Source organism: Aestuariibaculum scopimerae (assembly GCF_059428085.1).
Window position 1 is genome coordinate 2,031,687 of record NZ_CM182089.1, and the last position, 16,517, is coordinate 2,048,203.

The 16,517-nt window shown below is 35.6% G+C and carries 12 protein-coding genes and 1 tRNA gene; 9 read left to right on the top strand and 4 right to left on the bottom strand.

The features are described 5' to 3' along the window. Window positions 1–2: 2 nt before the first annotated feature. From AC5SR4_RS08770 to AC5SR4_RS08780, 3 genes are read right to left on the bottom strand one after another with little or no spacing between them, the layout of a single operon-like run. Entirely contained in the window at window positions 3–791 is a 789-nt protein-coding gene (locus tag AC5SR4_RS08770; protein ID WP_495355868.1) for a hypothetical protein, read from the bottom strand. Window positions 792–825: 34 nt separating this feature from the next. After that, window positions 826–1,509, bottom strand: a complete 684-nt coding sequence (locus AC5SR4_RS08775) for a response regulator transcription factor (protein ID WP_495355869.1) — start codon at window positions 1,507–1,509, stop codon at window positions 826–828. Continuing rightward, on the bottom strand, window positions 1,502–2,995 hold the full coding sequence (locus AC5SR4_RS08780) for a sensor histidine kinase (protein ID WP_495355870.1): 1,494 nt from the start codon (window positions 2,993–2,995) through the stop codon (window positions 1,502–1,504). Before AC5SR4_RS08780 ends, AC5SR4_RS08775 begins: the two co-directional genes overlap by 8 nt. A gap of 123 nt (window positions 2,996–3,118) precedes the next feature. Between AC5SR4_RS08780 and AC5SR4_RS08785 the strand changes: the two genes are divergently transcribed. The 5 genes from AC5SR4_RS08785 to AC5SR4_RS08805 all read left to right on the top strand — a co-directional run bounded on the left by AC5SR4_RS08785 (window position 3,119) and on the right by AC5SR4_RS08805 (window position 8,996). Continuing rightward, window positions 3,119–3,967 carry a GLPGLI family protein gene (locus AC5SR4_RS08785; protein WP_495355871.1) on the top strand — a complete coding sequence of 283 codons (849 nt, stop codon included), beginning with the start codon at window positions 3,119–3,121 and terminating at the stop codon, window positions 3,965–3,967. A gap of 70 nt (window positions 3,968–4,037) precedes the next feature. Beyond that, the gene (locus tag AC5SR4_RS08790; protein WP_495355872.1) at window positions 4,038–4,856 is read left to right on the top strand and encodes a GLPGLI family protein; all 819 of its coding nucleotides are present in this window, start codon (window positions 4,038–4,040) and stop codon (window positions 4,854–4,856) included. Between the two features lie 30 nt (window positions 4,857–4,886). Then, entirely contained in the window at window positions 4,887–7,601 is a 2,715-nt protein-coding gene (locus AC5SR4_RS08795) for a carboxypeptidase regulatory-like domain-containing protein (protein ID WP_495355873.1), read from the top strand. A 108-nt stretch (window positions 7,602–7,709) separates the two neighbouring features. Beyond that, on the top strand, window positions 7,710–8,819 hold the full coding sequence (locus tag AC5SR4_RS08800; protein ID WP_495355874.1) for an alpha/beta hydrolase-fold protein: 1,110 nt from the start codon (window positions 7,710–7,712) through the stop codon (window positions 8,817–8,819). A gap of 95 nt (window positions 8,820–8,914) precedes the next feature. After that, a tRNA-Tyr gene (locus AC5SR4_RS08805) sits at window positions 8,915–8,996 on the top strand. Window positions 8,997–9,123: 127 nt separating this feature from the next. On the opposite strand, the gene metK is transcribed toward AC5SR4_RS08805, so the two are convergent. Further along, entirely contained in the window at window positions 9,124–10,377 is a 1,254-nt protein-coding gene (gene metK / locus AC5SR4_RS08810) for a methionine adenosyltransferase (protein ID WP_495355875.1), read from the bottom strand. Window positions 10,378–11,011: 634 nt separating this feature from the next. Here metK and ilvD point away from each other — a divergent pair. From ilvD to ilvC, 4 genes are read left to right on the top strand one after another with little or no spacing between them, the layout of a single operon-like run. Continuing rightward, window positions 11,012–12,691, top strand: coding sequence for a dihydroxy-acid dehydratase (gene ilvD, locus AC5SR4_RS08815; RefSeq protein ID WP_495355876.1), 1,680 nt, complete (start codon window positions 11,012–11,014; stop codon window positions 12,689–12,691). Between the two features lie 42 nt (window positions 12,692–12,733). Beyond that, the gene (gene ilvB, locus AC5SR4_RS08820; RefSeq protein ID WP_495355877.1) at window positions 12,734–14,467 is read left to right on the top strand and encodes a biosynthetic-type acetolactate synthase large subunit; all 1,734 of its coding nucleotides are present in this window, start codon (window positions 12,734–12,736) and stop codon (window positions 14,465–14,467) included. A gap of 11 nt (window positions 14,468–14,478) precedes the next feature. Next, entirely contained in the window at window positions 14,479–15,012 is a 534-nt protein-coding gene (ilvN, locus tag AC5SR4_RS08825; protein ID WP_495355878.1) for an acetolactate synthase small subunit, read from the top strand. Window positions 15,013–15,032: 20 nt separating this feature from the next. Beyond that, entirely contained in the window at window positions 15,033–16,508 is a 1,476-nt protein-coding gene (gene ilvC / locus AC5SR4_RS08830; RefSeq protein WP_495355879.1) for a ketol-acid reductoisomerase, read from the top strand. The last annotated feature ends 9 nt before the right edge of the window (window positions 16,509–16,517 follow it).

Sequence of the window (16,517 nt, forward strand, 5' to 3'; positions counted from 1 at the left end):
TGTTAGTCGATTTTTATTTGGAATTCGAAAAGGGTTTCATTGTTGTAAATATACAAGGTTTCATCGGTTACAAAAAACGCTTCTATTAAAAAATTTGGTAATTTAATAGGAATGACGTTTCCTTTATCTTGTTTCAAATAAAATAGGGTGTTTCCTTTTTTAAAAACAAAATCACCCTGATTTTCAATGAACGATGTGTAACCATCATTCTTCATTTTTTTAATAAGGCTTCCAAAATAATTATAAACGTACAAATACCTTTTGGTAAGTAAAAAACAGGTGTTGTAGTTACTTTTTAAATCCAGAATTTCACTTTTTATAGGTAAAGTTTTGGCCCGGGTAGAATTTGTTTTATAATCAAAAAGCTCTAGCTGTTGGGTGTTTTGGTTAAAAACCCAAATGGTATTGTCGTGTCCTGTAGAAATATGAGAGATATTTTTATAAGGTGTAATGGTGTTAAAATCTATTTTAAAGATTTCCGCCAATCGGTTATCCAATATAATAGCTGTATTAAAATCTTTGTAAAAAACATTAATTTTTAAGGGGTTAAAGGTGTTTACGGAACTAATGTCCCCCAATTGAAAGTTGTTGTAGCCAATATCAATACTCTTGGTTTCTTCACTTTTTTTAAACAACACATTGTCAAAAAGGTAAAAAATGGTTTTAAAATTATTAACACTAACTAAGGCATCAGCGTTTAATGTTGTTTTTTTAACAAAAGAAGTTTCAATAAACTCTTGAGAATGTACTGAGAATGATAAAAATGTGAGGAGGTAATATAAATATTTCATTGTGGTGTGCAAAATACAAAAATCAAACCAGTTTTTAACAAATTAATTTATAGCCAACCCCCCGAATATTTATAATTTGAATGGATTTGTCTTGATGTAATTTTTTTCTAAGTTTAGTAATAAATACGTCCATACTTCTAGCATTGAAGAAATCGTCATTGCCCCACAACTTTTTTAAGATAACAGACCGATTTAATACAGCATTTTTGTTCTTGATTAAATAAAACAGTAAGTGGGCCTCTCTATGGGTTAATTGAAAGGTATTGCTGTTTTTAAATTGAAGCGTTTGTTTTGGGAAGTTAAAGGTATAATAACCGATTTGAAATAGTTCAGGTATTTTTTGGTTGTTTTTTCTATTGAGCAAGTTGTTTATGCGTACTATAAGTTCTTCCATGCTAAAAGGCTTTTTTAAATAGTCGTTACCTCCAATATTAAACCCTTCAACAATATCATGGGTTTGTGATTTAGCCGTAAGGAATATAATAGGAATAGCCTCGTCTATGCTTCTAATTTCCTTGGCCAAGGTAAAACCATCTTTTTTGGGCATCATAACATCCAAAACTAATAGTTCTGGGTTGCAGTTTTTATAAGTGCTCAAAGCCTTTTCTCCATCGTCGCAAAGCAATACATTAAAGTTTCTTGTTTCTAAACTTTCCTTTATTATTAGTCCTAAAGCAGGCTCATCTTCAGCTAAAAGAATGGTTATTGGTTTATGCATTGGGAAATGATATTTTAAAATTGGTTAAACCATTATCTATATCTAATTGTATTGTGCCACCATGCTTCTCGGCAATTTTTTTGGCGTAATACAAACCAATCCCATACCCTTTTACATTGTGTGTATTGCCTTTTGGAACTCGATAAAACTTTTCAAATACTTTGTTTTTGGACAATTTGGTCAGTATGTTGCCATCATCAGAAATAACAACCGTGAAATTTAAAGTGTTTTGTTTTAAAGATATATTTATGGTATTTCCACCATATTTAATGGCATTATCTAATATGTTATTAATGGTGTTTTCAAAATGGAACACATCAACTTTGGCATATACATCATTTTTTGGGACATCTAAAATTATTTGTTTTGTAGTTTGTATTTGATGCTTTTCAGCAATCGTAACTATAATGTTACTAATATTGCTGGTGTCTTTATTTAAGTTTAAACTATCACTGTCTAAAGAAGCTGTTTCAAGTATTTTCTCAACCATGGTGTTTAACTTGGTTAGTTGCTGTGAAGACATGTCTAAATACGTTTTTGTTTTCTCTTTGTTGTTTATGGTGTCAAATGCTTTAATACTTTCAATAGCAACTCCAATAGTAGCTATGGGTGTTTTAAATTCATGGGTAATATTGCTAATCAGGTCGTTTTTTATTTCTGCCAGTTGTTTTTGGTGCTTTATAATACTTAATAAATAGAATAAGCAGCTAATAACGGCCAAGACAAGTGCCAAGGAAATAAGGAATCCCCCCATAATGCGTTTTAAAATAACACGGGTTGCATTGTTAAAATAGATGTTTAGCTTACTTTCCTTTGGTAAAAAGCTGGATTTGGAAGATGTGTGCAATAAATGTTCATAGGTGTTTACACTAGTATTCTCTAGAGGATAGTTACTGTAGTGTTTTAAGCTGTTATTTTCTGTTTTAAAAGTTAAACTGTATTGTAAATCGATTTCTTTTCTTTTAAGTTCAATACCTAAAAGGCTATCAATGTGTTTTAGGGTTAGGGTGTCATTGCTAATAGAAACAATAACTTTAGTGGTAAGAATTTCAATTTTTTTTAATTGAAGTGCATCCGTTGCTTTTAATAAGGAGTAATTTTCCAATACTTCATTAATAGTATCGTTATGTATAAGGGGGTCTTTATAAAAGAAAATACTTTTATAGGGTTTGGGGTTTAGGCTATCGGACTTATAAACCATATTGTTGGTCTCATTAATCCGTTTAATGACTTTATGAAGGTTATAGTTTTTGTTATCTCTATTATTTATACTATCTCCCCTAAATGCAAACCCAATAGTTGTTTTCTTAGCTAGATGGGTATAGTAATCATCTACAGATTTGTCCAAACTCGCCTGTACGTCATTTATAAGTTGTTGTTTACTGGCTAGATAATGTTGGTAATTCCAATATACTTGAATACCAATAGTGGTTATAATTACCGAAATTATAACATACAAAATAGCCTTATATCGCAAACCATCCATAAGTCAAAAATAACCCTTAAAATCATACAAAACCAAGCAGTTAACACACGTTAACACATGTTAACCATGGATTTAAATTATACATGACATATTTGTATATCAAATAATTAAAAGCGAACAGCTATGACAACATTTTTAAAAACAATATGTGTTTTAGTTTTAATAATGGGCCATACTTTGTGTATTGCACAAGATTTTCAAGGAGCGGCTACATACAAAACAAAACGAAAAATTGACATTGCGTTAGATAGTACGCAAATGAATTCGGATATGCACCAGCGTATGCTGGAAATGCTGAAGAAGCAGTTTGAAAAAACGTTTATTCTTAATTTTAACAAGGAAGCTTCTGTTTATAAAGAAGAAGAAAGTTTAGAGCCACCACAAACAGGTAATATGCGTATAGTGTTTGTATCTACTGATGGTTCAGATATATTGTACAAAAACATTAAGGAAAATCGATTTACATCACAAAATGAAGTATTTGGAAAAATATTTCTTGTAAAGGACCATCTGGAAAAATTAGAATGGAAATTGGAAAATGATACCAAATATATTGGTGATTATAGTTGCTATAAGGCAACTTTAACACGTATGGTAGAAGTTGAGGAAAGCGCCATAAGTATTAATGGGGATAAAGATTTAAACGTAAGCCCAGTGCCTAAAATGAAAGAGGTTGTTGTTACAGCTTGGTATACACCCCAAATACCTGTTAATAATGGACCTGCAAAATACCAAGGCTTACCTGGGTTGATTCTTGAGATAAATGATGGGCAGGAGACCATTATTTGCAGTAAAATTGCGTTGAACTCTAAAGATACCATAACCATCAAAGAGCCTAGAAAGGGGAAAGTGGTCAATCAATTAGAATTTGAATCTATTGTAGAAAAACGTATGCAAGAAGAAGAGGAAAGTGCCAATGGTAGGCATGCTGATGATGGCGGGATGCGTGTTGGAATTAGAATTGGAGGATAAATATTTTGCTTATGCTATTTAAACTTATTGATACAAAAAGGGTCTAATTGGAAAATTAAATCTGACTTCAATGCAAATAAATAGTATAAAAAATGGAATCTTAGGGTTGTTACTGGTTGGGTATACAGTTTCATATGCACAAAAAGAATTTCAAGGTAAAGCCTATTACCAAAGTAAAACCACAGTAGATATGAGCAACTTTGGAGGCGAACAAATGAGTGATGAGCGTAGAAAACAAATTGCCGAACGTATGCGAAGTGCTTTGGAAAAAACCTATATCCTAACATTCAATCAAACAGAATCTATTTATACCGAAGAAGAAAAGTTAGAGACCCCTGGAGGTGGTGGTGGCCGTTGGAGTGTTATGATGGGTAGTTTTACTGGAGGACCACAATATAAAAACATAAAAGGGGGACTTTTGTTACAGGAGCAAGAGTTTTTTGGGAAGAACTTTTTAATAAAAGATACCTTACCAAAATTGAATTGGGCCATGAGTGGTGAAACCAAGCAAATAGGAAGTTACATGTGCTTTAAGGCAACTGCTACAAAAACAATAGAGGATCCTGGTTTTGGACGCTTTAGAAGGTCCTCTGGTGAAGAAGATGAAGATACTTCCAGAGATATAGAAATTGTAGCATGGTATACCTTACAAATTCCAATAAACCAAGGTCCAGGAGACTACTGGGGGCTTCCAGGTTTGATTTTAGAAGTTAATGCTGGTCGTACCACCATTTTATGTTCAAAAATAGTGTTGAACCCTGAAGATAAAACCAATATAAAAGTACCCTCAAAAGGGAAAGAAGTTACTAAAAAAGCATACGATGCCATAGTAAAAACAAAGACACAGGAAATGCGGGAGAACTTTAGGGGCAGAGGGGGTCGTCGTTAAAACAAACCAACGATTTTTTTAAGAAGATTAATGAAACTAAAATTTATTACGTTACTGTTATTTGTGACAAATGCGGTAACTTTTGCACAGGTAAGGTTAGAAGGTGTTGTAAAAGATAGTATAGGTAACCCTTTAGAATTGGCTAATGTTGTTGCCATAAACCAAGAAACAAAAGCATTGGATTCTTATGGAATTACCAATGATGAAGGGCGTTACAAGCTTAGTTTAAATAAAAACACATCTTATAAAATTCAAGTGAGTTACATTGGTATGAAAATGGGAGAAATGCTCTTTGATACTACCGAAGAGGACATTACCCAAAACTTTACCTTACAGTATGATAATGCCTTAGATGAAATTGAATTGGTTTATGAAATGCCCGTAACTATTAAGGGAGACACGATTGTTTACAATGCCGATTCTTTTAACAAAGGAACAGAGAGAAAACTTGGAGATGTTCTTAAAAATTTACCTGGGGTTGAAGTTAATGATGATGGCCAGGTGGAAGTAGAGGGTAAAGTGGTTTCCAAGGTCATGGTAGATGGTAAAGATTTTTTTGATGGCGATACAAAGTTGGCTACGCAAAACATTCCATCGAATGCCGTTGATAAGGTACAGGTGTTAAAAAACTATGCAGAAGTGGGTCAATTAAGTGGTGTTACTAATAACCAAGATAATGTGGCCATTAATATTAAATTAAAAGAGGGCAAAAAGAATTTTTGGTTTGGTAATGTGACCTTAGGAGGTGGTGCGTCCAACCAAAATGGATTGTATTTACTTCAGCCAAAGCTATTTTATTACAGTCCCACATACAGCATCAACACCATTACAGATTTAAATAATTTAGGAGAAGTGGCGTTTTCACGACGCGATTACTTCAACTTTACAGGAGGCTTTAGAAATCCTAGTCGCCAAAGTGGCACGAATATTAATTTAGGAAGCAACAATTTGGGGTTTTTAACTGCTCAAAACAATCGAGCTAAAGACATTAACACCAAATTTGGAGCAGCTAATTTTAGTTGGTCACCTAAGAAAACATTGGATTTAAGTGGGTTTGCAATTTTTTCTAATAGTAAAACAGAATTGCAAGAAAATAGAGATGTACAATATACCGATCCAGATTTAGGGATTCCAGACGAGCGTACTCAAAGCAATACATTACAGCGCAGTGATTTGGGTATGATGAAATTATCGGCCAAATATAAGCCCAATGTAAATAACCAATTGGATTATGATATTTTGGGGCGTCTCTCAAAAGAATCACAAGACCAAGGTTTTTTATCAACAGTTAATGGCAGTATCGATGAGTTGGAAAGCGCAAGTCCATATAGTATTAACCAAAACTTGAATTATTATTATACACTGGACGACACCAATATTTTTGCTTTAGAGGTACAGCATTTGCTACAAGATGAAGACCCTTTTTACAATGCCGTTCTAGAAGACAAGGCAGGCTATGATGATACAGCAAATAATTTGGGGCTAGATGGCGCACAAATTAATTATAACATTGCCCAAAACAAACGCGTAAAGTCCAATCAGTTAGATGCTAAGTTGGATTACTGGAACATTTTAAATAATAAAAGTGATATTAACTTTACTGTGGGGAGTATATTGAGTACACAGCAATTCGATTCTAATATTTTTCAATTTTTAGATAATAATACCACTTACAATCCTACACCAACCATAAATGATGGTATAGATACCAATGCCATTAAATACAATTTTAGTGATGTTTATGTAGCAGCACATTACCGCTTAAAGTCTGGTATATTTACCTTTACACCTGGAGTTTCTGCACATGCTTATAGTACAAAAAACATACAGTTGAGTACAAAGACCATTGATAACTTTTTTAGGCTGTTGCCCGATTTCAATATGATAATGCAACTTAAAAAGAGTGAGCAAATAATATTAGATTATCGTATGCAAACCCAATTTACAGATGTGTCCAAATTTGCAAGAGGGTTGGTGCTTAATAGTTATAGCTTACTGTTTTCAGGAAATCCTGAATTGGAAAGTGCATTATCTCACAATGTCAATCTGTCTTATTTTAGTTTTAACATGTTTAATTACACCAATGTCCATGCTCGTTTAAGCTATAGCAAAAGTGTAGACAACATTAGGAATACGTCATTTTTTGAGCCGGGCAGTGTTATACGCATTAGTACACCTTTCAATTCTGGTTTTGCCGACGAAAGCGCTAGTGCCTTTGGTAGGTTTCAGCGAACATTTGGAAAAATAAGAGCTTCAATTAATGGGAATTTCAATTATTCAAAATTCAATCAATTTATTCAAAATGTGCAATCGGTTAGTGAAAGCTTTTCGCAAACCTATAGAGCCGAATTAAGAACAAACTTTAAAACAGCACCCAATGTAGAATTAGGGTATCGCTACACCATACAAGACAACAATCAAGGGAATAACAATACAAAGTATTTTACAAAATCGCCATCCATAGAGTTCGATGCGCTCATTTTTAAAACATTTACACTTAAAAGCGATTACTCGTATAATAATTTTAGTGATGAGGACAAGACCATTAACAGCTATGAGTTTTTAAACGCTTCCTTATCTTATAGAAAAGATAAAGATGCCAAGTTTGAATATGAAATTAAGGCAACCAACCTATTCAACACCAAATCGCAGAGCAATAGTAGTACAGGAAGTGTTTCGGTAAGTGCTACAGAATATTTTATACAACCACTTTTTATATCATTTAGATTGCGATACGAGTTGTAAGTAATGTGTTGTGTTTTGTGTAATTGTTTGATTGTGATATATTTATGTAATTTATTAGTAGGGCAGTTAACATTGAAACTTCAATGTTAACTCATAAAACAACATATAATGAACCGTATTGTAATTTTAATTTTAGGCATGTCTTTGCTGCTAGGCTGTAAAGAAAAAGAAGCGACCAATATTAATAACATAGCCTTGTTAACTCCAACTCCTGGAAGTGTTATGGTAGCTACCAACGAGATGTTCATGCTGCATTTCAAAGAAGGTATTACCATTAACCCTGAGGAGTCGATTACTATTTTTAACGAAGATGGATCGTTGTTCGAGCAAATCCAATTAGACTCTACTAGTTTGGTAGCGAGTAAGTCTACAAGAATTATATTCAATCCTAAAAAGAATATGGAAGTTGGTAAAAGCTATTACGTTAACATATCCCAGGAGGCCTTTAGTGATAGTACAGCAATAAAAGATCAGTCGACTTGGTCTTTTACTTGCGGACAGGAATTGCGTCAAGTTAAGATGTTCAGTCATGCTATTAATGGAAATTTCCGTTTGCTTATTGGAGAGCCTGCTAATTACAATAAAGACAGTAGTAAAACATATCCTGTAGTTTACATAACAGATGGAGGTATTTTTAATCACAATCAATATAACGAGATTGCCACAGCCTCAGCAAATGGGGAGATTGTTGATGTGATTACGGTTGGGATTGCATATCCAGAAGCATATAATTTTGCAGATGAGAGGCGTTTTAGAAGTCGGGACCTTGCACGAACCCCCGATAACTTATTTAATTTTTTAAAGGATACCATTATGCCATTTATCAATAAAGAATACCGTACCCAAAAAGATAATAACACATTAATTGGAAATTCACTAGGTGGGTTATTTACAACAGGTACACTTATGCGATACCAAAATGATACTGATTATCCATTTAAAAACCTCTTTGCTGTTGCACAAATAAAAGATTATGTAGCTGAAGAAGCAGCTTTGGCACAAACGGTAAACGATCTGCCCTTAAACTTTTATTTGGCTATTGGGGGCGCCGATAACGAAAACTGGCTGGCATCTTACGATACCTTGGTTAAAAAACTATCCAGTAGAGCTTATCCCTCATTTAATTTCAGGCATAAAATTTATGAAGGACTACCACATGGAGAAGTATCCTCAACACCAGCTTTTAAAGATGCCTTTAAATGGGTGTTTTCCAAATAAAATACCAAGGTATTTATTGTGTAAAATGAATTGGTAAAATTGCCTTTTTTTATTTTGCAAACTTCAGGAAGTATGATATATTTGCGCTCGGTTTTGGGGAGATACTCAAGCGGCCAACGAGGGCAGACTGTAAATCTGCTGACTAAGTCTTCGCAGGTTCGAATCCTGCTCTCCCCACATAGAAACAAAAAAAGCAAGCTTTTTAGGCTTGCTTTTTTTGTTTCATATTTAAACCTGTGCCATATAAGCACGGAAGTGTTTAACCTTACTGTTTGAAGGTGCTCCAGATTACTATCAGAATAAGCTACAGGCCAAAGGCTTCTTTAACCCTTTCAACATAATCCAATTTCTCCCAAGTAAACAATTCCACATCAAGCGTTATGCTTTCCCCGTTGGGTTGGGTAAATGTTTTGGTAACAGTCTCATTGTTACGTCCCATATGGCCGTAAGCCGCTGTTTCACTATAAATAGGTGCACGTAATTTTAAACGTTTTTCAATGGCAAATGGACGCATATCAAAAATGGTAGAGACAATCTCGGCAATTTCGCCATCCGTCATGTTAAACGGGCAGGTGCCATAAGTGTTTATAAAAATACCCATAGGTTCTACCACACCAATAGCATAACTTACCTGTACTAAAACCTCTTCCGCAACACCTGCAGCAACTAAGTTCTTAGCAATATGGCGTGTTGCATAAGCAGCACTTCTATCTACTTTGCTCGGGTCTTTTCCAGAAAAAGCACCACCACCATGCGCTCCTTTTCCACCATAAGTATCAACCACTATTTTTCGCCCTGTAAGTCCTGTATCGCCATGAGGGCCTCCAACAACAAATTTGCCAGTAGGGTTTATGTGATACTTAATATCATCTTTAAAAAGTAACTGTATAGACTCAGGTAATTTTGCAATAACTCGAGGTATTAAAATATTAACAATATCTTTTCTAATGGTATCAAGCATAGTAGCTTCGTCAGCAAAATCGTCATGCTGGGTAGAAATCACAATAGTGTTAATGCGTTGTGGAATGTTATCATCACTGTATTCTATGGTTACTTGGCTTTTAGAGTCAGGCCTTAAGTAAGTAATGTCTTTACTTTCACGACGTAACTCAGCAAGTTCCTTGAGTATTCTATGTGATAAATCCAAAGCCAAGGGCATGAAGTTTTCCGTTTCATTCGTGGCATACCCAAACATCATACCTTGGTCGCCAGCACCCTGTTCTTCTTTAGAGCCTCTGTCTACACCACGGTTTATGTCATCCGATTGTTCATGGATGGCCGATAGCACACCACAGGAATTACCGTCAAACATATAGTCACCTTTTGTATATCCTATTTTATTGATGGTATCTCTGGCAATTTGCTGAACATCCAAATAAGTATGCGATTTTACTTCACCAGCAAGAATAACCTGGCCAGTGGTAACCAAGGTTTCGCAAGCTACTTTCGATTCGCTATCGAAAGCCAAAAAATTATCAATTAAAGCATCACTAATTTGGTCTGCTACTTTATCTGGATGTCCCTCAGAAACACTTTCCGAAGTAAATAAATAAGCCATAATATATATTTTATTCAAGATTTGACGATAACGTCGAAGGGAGTTCACACTGCCTTTAGCATTTTTAATCCTGCACTTGATGCAGGGTCTCATCATCGATTTCTCGATTCTGAAGAGAGGTTGCAATCAGTCAAATCTTTCCTCTGTTATTTGCGTTGGCAAAAGTAAAAAAATAAAAGGAAAAGCGAATTACTTTTTATTTTTTTCAGCAATAAATTGGTTTTTAAAATTTAATTGTCAATATTTGTCGTTCAAATAAAAAATGAAGAATCTAATTTTAAATAGCATTTCTATTATTGTCGTTGTGATTATTTCGCATGGCGTAGGAAGGCTATAATTAAAATTTACACATTATATATGTAAGCCTTCCCGAAACGGAAGGCTTTTTTTGTGGATTATTTTTCAAATTTGAACGTCATAAAAATAATTATTTAAAATATTGATAAATAGGTTGTTATGTTGTTTTTTGTAGTGCTGGATTTAACCTTGAATTATAAAGGATACGGGATATAAAAACCTAATGGATTAATTTCGAAACTTAAATACAAAGATTGAGTTTTTACCAACAAGAATCTTAAATAATTAAAACATTGAATAAAGAAAAAAGATAAATAGTAAATTATCTGTAATAAAAATGAAAGAACTAAATAAATACAGCAAAACAGTAACACAAGATCCAACGCAACCAGCAGCACAAGCCATGTTGCATGCTATAGGACTAACCGAGGAAGATTTTTATAAACCTATGGTTGGTATAGCAAGTACAGGTTACGAAGGCAACCCGTGCAATATGCATCTAAACGATTTGGCCAAACTAGTAAAACAAGGCACAAAAAATGAAGATGTTACAGGGCTTATTTTTAACACAATTGGAGTAAGTGATGGTATTTCTATGGGAACTCCAGGAATGCGTTATTCGTTGCCGTCTCGTGATATTATTGCAGATTCAATGGAAACCGTTGTACAAGGCATGAGCTATGATGGCTTAGTAACTGTAGTGGGTTGTGATAAAAATATGCCAGGAGCCTTAATGGCTATGATTCGTTTAAACAGGCCATCCATTTTAGTGTATGGTGGTACGATAGATTCTGGTTGTCATGAAGGTAAAAAATTGGATGTTGTTTCAGCCTTTGAAGCTTGGGGCAGCAAAGTGGCAGGAACCATGAACGAAGCCGAGTTTAAAAATATTGTTCAAAAAGCTTGCCCAGGAGCAGGAGCCTGTGGTGGAATGTATACGGCAAATACCATGGCATCGGCCATAGAAGCTTTAGGAATGGCATTGCCTTACAACTCATCAAACCCAGCAACGGGAGAAGAAAAGAAACAAGAAGCTATAAAAGCTGGTGAAGCCATGCGTTTATTGCTAGAAAAAGATATTAAACCCTCAGACATTATTACCCGTAAGTCTTTAGAGAATGCCATTCGTTTAGTAACAATTCTTGGAGGCTCTACCAATGCGGTACTTCACTTTTTAGCAATAGCTAGAGCAGCACAAATAGAATTTACACTTAAGGATTTTCAGGATATTAGTGATAACACACCATTCTTGGCAGATTTAAAACCAAGTGGTAAATACTTAATGGAAGATGTACACGCCGTTGGGGGTATTCCAGCGGTTTTAAAATACTTGTTGAAAAAAGGATTGTTACATGGCGATTGCCTAACAGTAACAGGAAAAACATTAGCTGAAAACTTATTGGATGTTCCCGATTTAAGTGAGGGGCAAGATGTTATTAAACCTTTAGAACAGCCAATAAAAATTTCAGGACATTTGCGCATGTTATATGGAAACTTAGCAACCGAAGGTAGTGTGGCAAAAATTACTGGAAAAGAAGGATTGCGATTTGTAGGTAAAGCGAAGGTTTTTGATGGAGAGTATGCAGCCAACGATGGTATTCGTGATGGAAAAGTTGAAAAGGGTGATGTGGTCGTCATCCGTTACGAAGGGCCAAAAGGGGGGCCAGGAATGCCAGAAATGCTTAAGCCTACAGCGGCCATTATGGGTGCTGGTTTAGGTAAAGATGTGGCTTTAATTACAGATGGTCGTTTTTCTGGTGGAACCCATGGTTTTGTTGTTGGTCACATAACCCCCGAAGCACAGGAAGGTGGTAATATAGCTTTTGTAGAAAATGGAGATATTATAACCATTGATGCCGAAACAAATACCATTTCAGTAAACATTTCAGAAGCAGAATTAGAAACAAGAAAACAAAATTGGAAAGCACCAAAATTGAAATTTGAAAGAGGTGTACTTTATAAATATGCAAGATCGGTATCATCAGCATCCAAAGGCTGTGTAACGGACGAGTTTTAAAGAATTCCATTGAAAAAACAAGAATCTCATAAATTGAGAAGTATGAATACAGAAATAAAAACCCAAACGCAAAAGGCAACAAAACAAACCATGCGTATTACAGGTAGCGAAGCCATTATAAGATGTTTATTGGCAGAGGGTGTTGATATACTTTACGGTTATCCCGGAGGTGCTATCATGCCAGTTTATGATGAGTTATATAAATTTAGAAACGAGATCCACCATGTCCTTACAAGACATGAACAAGGTGCTGCACATGCAGCACAAGGTTATGCGCGTATTTCTGGAAAAGTAGGCGTAGCAATGGCAACATCGGGCCCAGGGGCTACCAACTTAGTGACTGGCATTGCCGATGCACAAATAGATTCCACACCCGTAGTATGCATTACTGGTCAAGTGTTTTCACATTTGTTAGGTAGCGATGCCTTTCAAGAGACAGACATCGTTGGTATATCCACTCCTATTACAAAATGGAACCATCAAATAACCAAAGCCTCCGAAATTCCAGAAGTAATAGCTAAGGCATTTTATATTGCCAAGAGTGGTCGCCCGGGACCTGTTTTGATTGACATTACCAAAGATGCACAGGTAGGTGAATTAGACTTTAGCTATGAAAAATGTACTGGAGTAAGAAGTTATGTACCAGTACCTAAAACAGATATCGAATCCGTTAAAGCAGCTGCAGAACTTATTAACGCAGCTAAGAAACCCATGATTGTTTGGGGGCAAGGTGTTATTCTTGGTCAGGCTGAGGACGAACTTAAAGCAATTATGGAAAAATCGGGTGTCCCTGCTGCATGGACTATTCTTGGGGCTTCTGCAATACCAACTTCACATCCCTTAAATGTGGGTATGGTAGGTATGCACGGAAATTATGCGCCCAACAAGCTAACGAATGAGTGCGATGTGTTAATTGCCATAGGGATGCGTTTTGATGACCGGGTTACGGGTGATTTGAATACCTATGCAAAACAAGCTAAAATCATTCATTTTGATATAGATCCAGCCGAGATTGATAAAAACGTAAAAACAGACGTTGCCGTATTGGGTGATTCTAAAGACAGTTTAGCAAAACTGTTGCCTTTATTAAATAAGAATTCGCATGATGCTTGGTTACAAGAATTTAAAGACCTCTATGCCGTAGAATTTGAGCAAGTAATAAAAGGGGACCTTTATCCAACCAAGTCGGGATTGACTATGGGTGAAGTGCTTAAGCAAATCAATATAGAAAGTAAGGGGGATGCAGCTATCGTATCAGATGTTGGACAACATCAAATGATAGCATGCCGCTATTCTGAGTTTAACTTATCCAAAAGTAATATTACCTCTGGTGGTTTAGGCACTATGGGTTTTGCACTTCCAGCAGCAATTGGAGCAAAAATGGCCGAGCCTAACCGAGAAGTGATTGCCATTATAGGTGATGGGGGTTACCAAATGAACATTCAGGAGTTGGGTACCATATTCCAAACAAAAGTACCTGTTAAAATAGTGGTGCTAAATAATGAGTTTTTAGGCATGGTACGCCAATGGCAGCAGTTGTTTTTTGATAAGCGTTATGCATCAACTGAAATGACAAATCCAGATTTCATTACCATTGCTAAAGGATATCATATTAATGCTAAACGTGTTACAAAAAGAGAGGAATTGGCAGATGCTGTTAAAGAGATGATCGCGTCTAAAGATGCCTACTTCCTTGAAGTATGTGTAGAGAAAGAAGATAACGTGTTCCCTATGGTACCCACAGGAGCCTCCGTGTCTGATGTACGTTTGAGCTAAAAATCTAAAAAATGAACGAAGAAATTAAAACACTTACCATATCTATTTACACCGAAAATAACATCGGGTTGTTAAATCGTGTTTCGGCCATATTCCAACGCAGGCACATTAATATAGAAAGCCTTACCACCTCGCAATCAGAGATAGATGGGGTTAATAGGTTTGTTATTGTGGTTAATATGACCAAGTCGCAGGCCGCTAAAATAGTTAAGCAGTTAGAAAAACAAGTAGAGGTGATACGCGCTTACTACCATACAGACGAGCAAACCATTTATACCGAGTCTTGTATGTTTAAGATTAAGTCGGATTTATTGTTTGAAGAACCTCAAATTCAAAATATTATTAAAGAGAGTAATACCAGAATTGTAACTGTAAACAAAGAATTTTTTGTACTTGAAAAATCAGGTAGAAGAAACGAAATAGAGTCTTTGCGAAGGGACTTAAATGTGTTTGGTATCATGCAATTTGTTCGAGCAGGACGCATTGCAGTTACTAAAGATGAAATGAAAATAACAGAAATGCTAAAGGCATTCAATAACCAATAAATAGTAACTAAAAATTAAAGATGGGAAATTATTTTAACACACTATCGTTAAGGGATAAATTAAATCAATTATCGAAGTGTAGATTTATGGACACTTCAGAGTTTGAAGATGGGGTAAATGTATTAAAGGGCAAGAAAATTGTTATCGTTGGATGCGGAGCACAAGGCTTGAACCAAGGCTTGAACATGAGAGATTCCGGATTGGATATTTCTTATGCCTTAAGGCCGCAAGCCATTGCTGAAAAACGTGCCTCGTACGTTAAAGCTACCGAAAATGGTTTTAATGTTGGAACGTATGAAGAATTGATTCCAACAGCCGATTTGGTATTGAATTTAACTCCAGACAAACAGCATACCAATGTTGTAAAAGCAGTGATGCCATTAATGAAAAAAGGCGCTACACTATCCTATTCACATGGGTTTAATATTGTTGAGGAAGGCACACAGGTTCGTGAAGACTTAACCGTTATTATGGTGGCACCAAAATGTCCAGGTACCGAAGTAAGAGAAGAGTATAAAAGAGGATTTGGTGTACCAACACTTATTGCAGTGCATGAAGAAAATGACCCAGAAGGGAAAGGTTGGGCACAAGCAAAAGCCTATGCAGCAGCTACAGGAGGTGATAGGGCTGGAGTATTAGCCTCGTCGTTTGTAGCAGAGGTGAAAAGTGATTTAATGGGAGAACAAACCATTCTTTGTGGATTACTGCAAACAGGATCCATTCTTTGTTTCGATAAAATGATAGAGAAAGGCATTGAGCCAGGATATGCTTCAAAATTAATTCAATATGGATGGGAAACCATTACAGAAGGGTTAAAATATGGCGGGATTACAAATATGATGGACCGTCTTTCCAATCCAGCAAAAATTAAAGCATTTGAACTTTCAGAAGAATTGAAGGATATTATGCGTCCACTGTTCCAAAAGCACATGGACGATATTATGGAAGGTAAATTTTCAAGTGGTATGATGGAAGATTGGGCCAATGACGATAAAAAGCTTTTAACCTGGCGTGCCGAAACAGCCGAAACCGCTTTTGAAAAAACACCTGCAGGTAATGTAGATATTTCAGAACAAGAATATTACGATAATGGTGTGCTAATGGTAGCTATGGTAAGAGCAGGTGTAGAGTTGGCATTTGAAGCTATGACCGATTCTGGAATCATTGATGCTTCTGCATACTACGAATCATTGCACGAAACACCACTTATTGCTAATACCATAGCAAGACGTAAATTGTATGAAATGAACAGTGTGATTTCTGATACAGCCGAGTATGGGTGCTATCTATTCGATCATGCCTGTAAACCATTATTAGCAGATTTTATGGCTAAGATTGATACCGATGTTATTGGAAAAGCTTATGCAACTGATAATGGGAAAGGTGTTGATAACGCCAAATTAATAGAAGTAAACAAAGCGTTAAGAGAGCATCCTGTTGAAAAAATAGGAACCTTTTTACGAGCATCTATGACGGCTATGAAGCCTATAGTTTAAAACAATAAA

What these genes read in the sequence shown, in the direction of transcription:
- AC5SR4_RS08770 (WP_495355868.1), bottom strand. Translation starts at nt 791, where the DNA reads ATGAAATATTTATATTACCTCCTCACATTTTTATCATTCTCAGTACAT.
- AC5SR4_RS08775 (WP_495355869.1), bottom strand. Translation starts at nt 1,509, where the DNA reads ATGCATAAACCAATAACCATTCTTTTAGCTGAAGATGAGCCTGCTTTA.
- AC5SR4_RS08780 (WP_495355870.1), bottom strand. Translation starts at nt 2,995, where the DNA reads ATGGATGGTTTGCGATATAAGGCTATTTTGTATGTTATAATTTCGGTA.
- AC5SR4_RS08785 (WP_495355871.1), top strand. Translation starts at nt 3,119, where the DNA reads ATGACAACATTTTTAAAAACAATATGTGTTTTAGTTTTAATAATGGGC.
- AC5SR4_RS08790 (WP_495355872.1), top strand. Translation starts at nt 4,038, where the DNA reads ATGCAAATAAATAGTATAAAAAATGGAATCTTAGGGTTGTTACTGGTT.
- AC5SR4_RS08795 (WP_495355873.1), top strand. Translation starts at nt 4,887, where the DNA reads ATGAAACTAAAATTTATTACGTTACTGTTATTTGTGACAAATGCGGTA.
- AC5SR4_RS08800 (WP_495355874.1), top strand. Translation starts at nt 7,710, where the DNA reads ATGAACCGTATTGTAATTTTAATTTTAGGCATGTCTTTGCTGCTAGGC.
- metK (WP_495355875.1), bottom strand. Translation starts at nt 10,377, where the DNA reads ATGGCTTATTTATTTACTTCGGAAAGTGTTTCTGAGGGACATCCAGAT.
- ilvD (WP_495355876.1), top strand. Translation starts at nt 11,012, where the DNA reads ATGAAAGAACTAAATAAATACAGCAAAACAGTAACACAAGATCCAACG.
- ilvB (WP_495355877.1), top strand. Translation starts at nt 12,734, where the DNA reads ATGAATACAGAAATAAAAACCCAAACGCAAAAGGCAACAAAACAAACC.
- ilvN (WP_495355878.1), top strand. Translation starts at nt 14,479, where the DNA reads ATGAACGAAGAAATTAAAACACTTACCATATCTATTTACACCGAAAAT.
- ilvC (WP_495355879.1), top strand. Translation starts at nt 15,033, where the DNA reads ATGGGAAATTATTTTAACACACTATCGTTAAGGGATAAATTAAATCAA.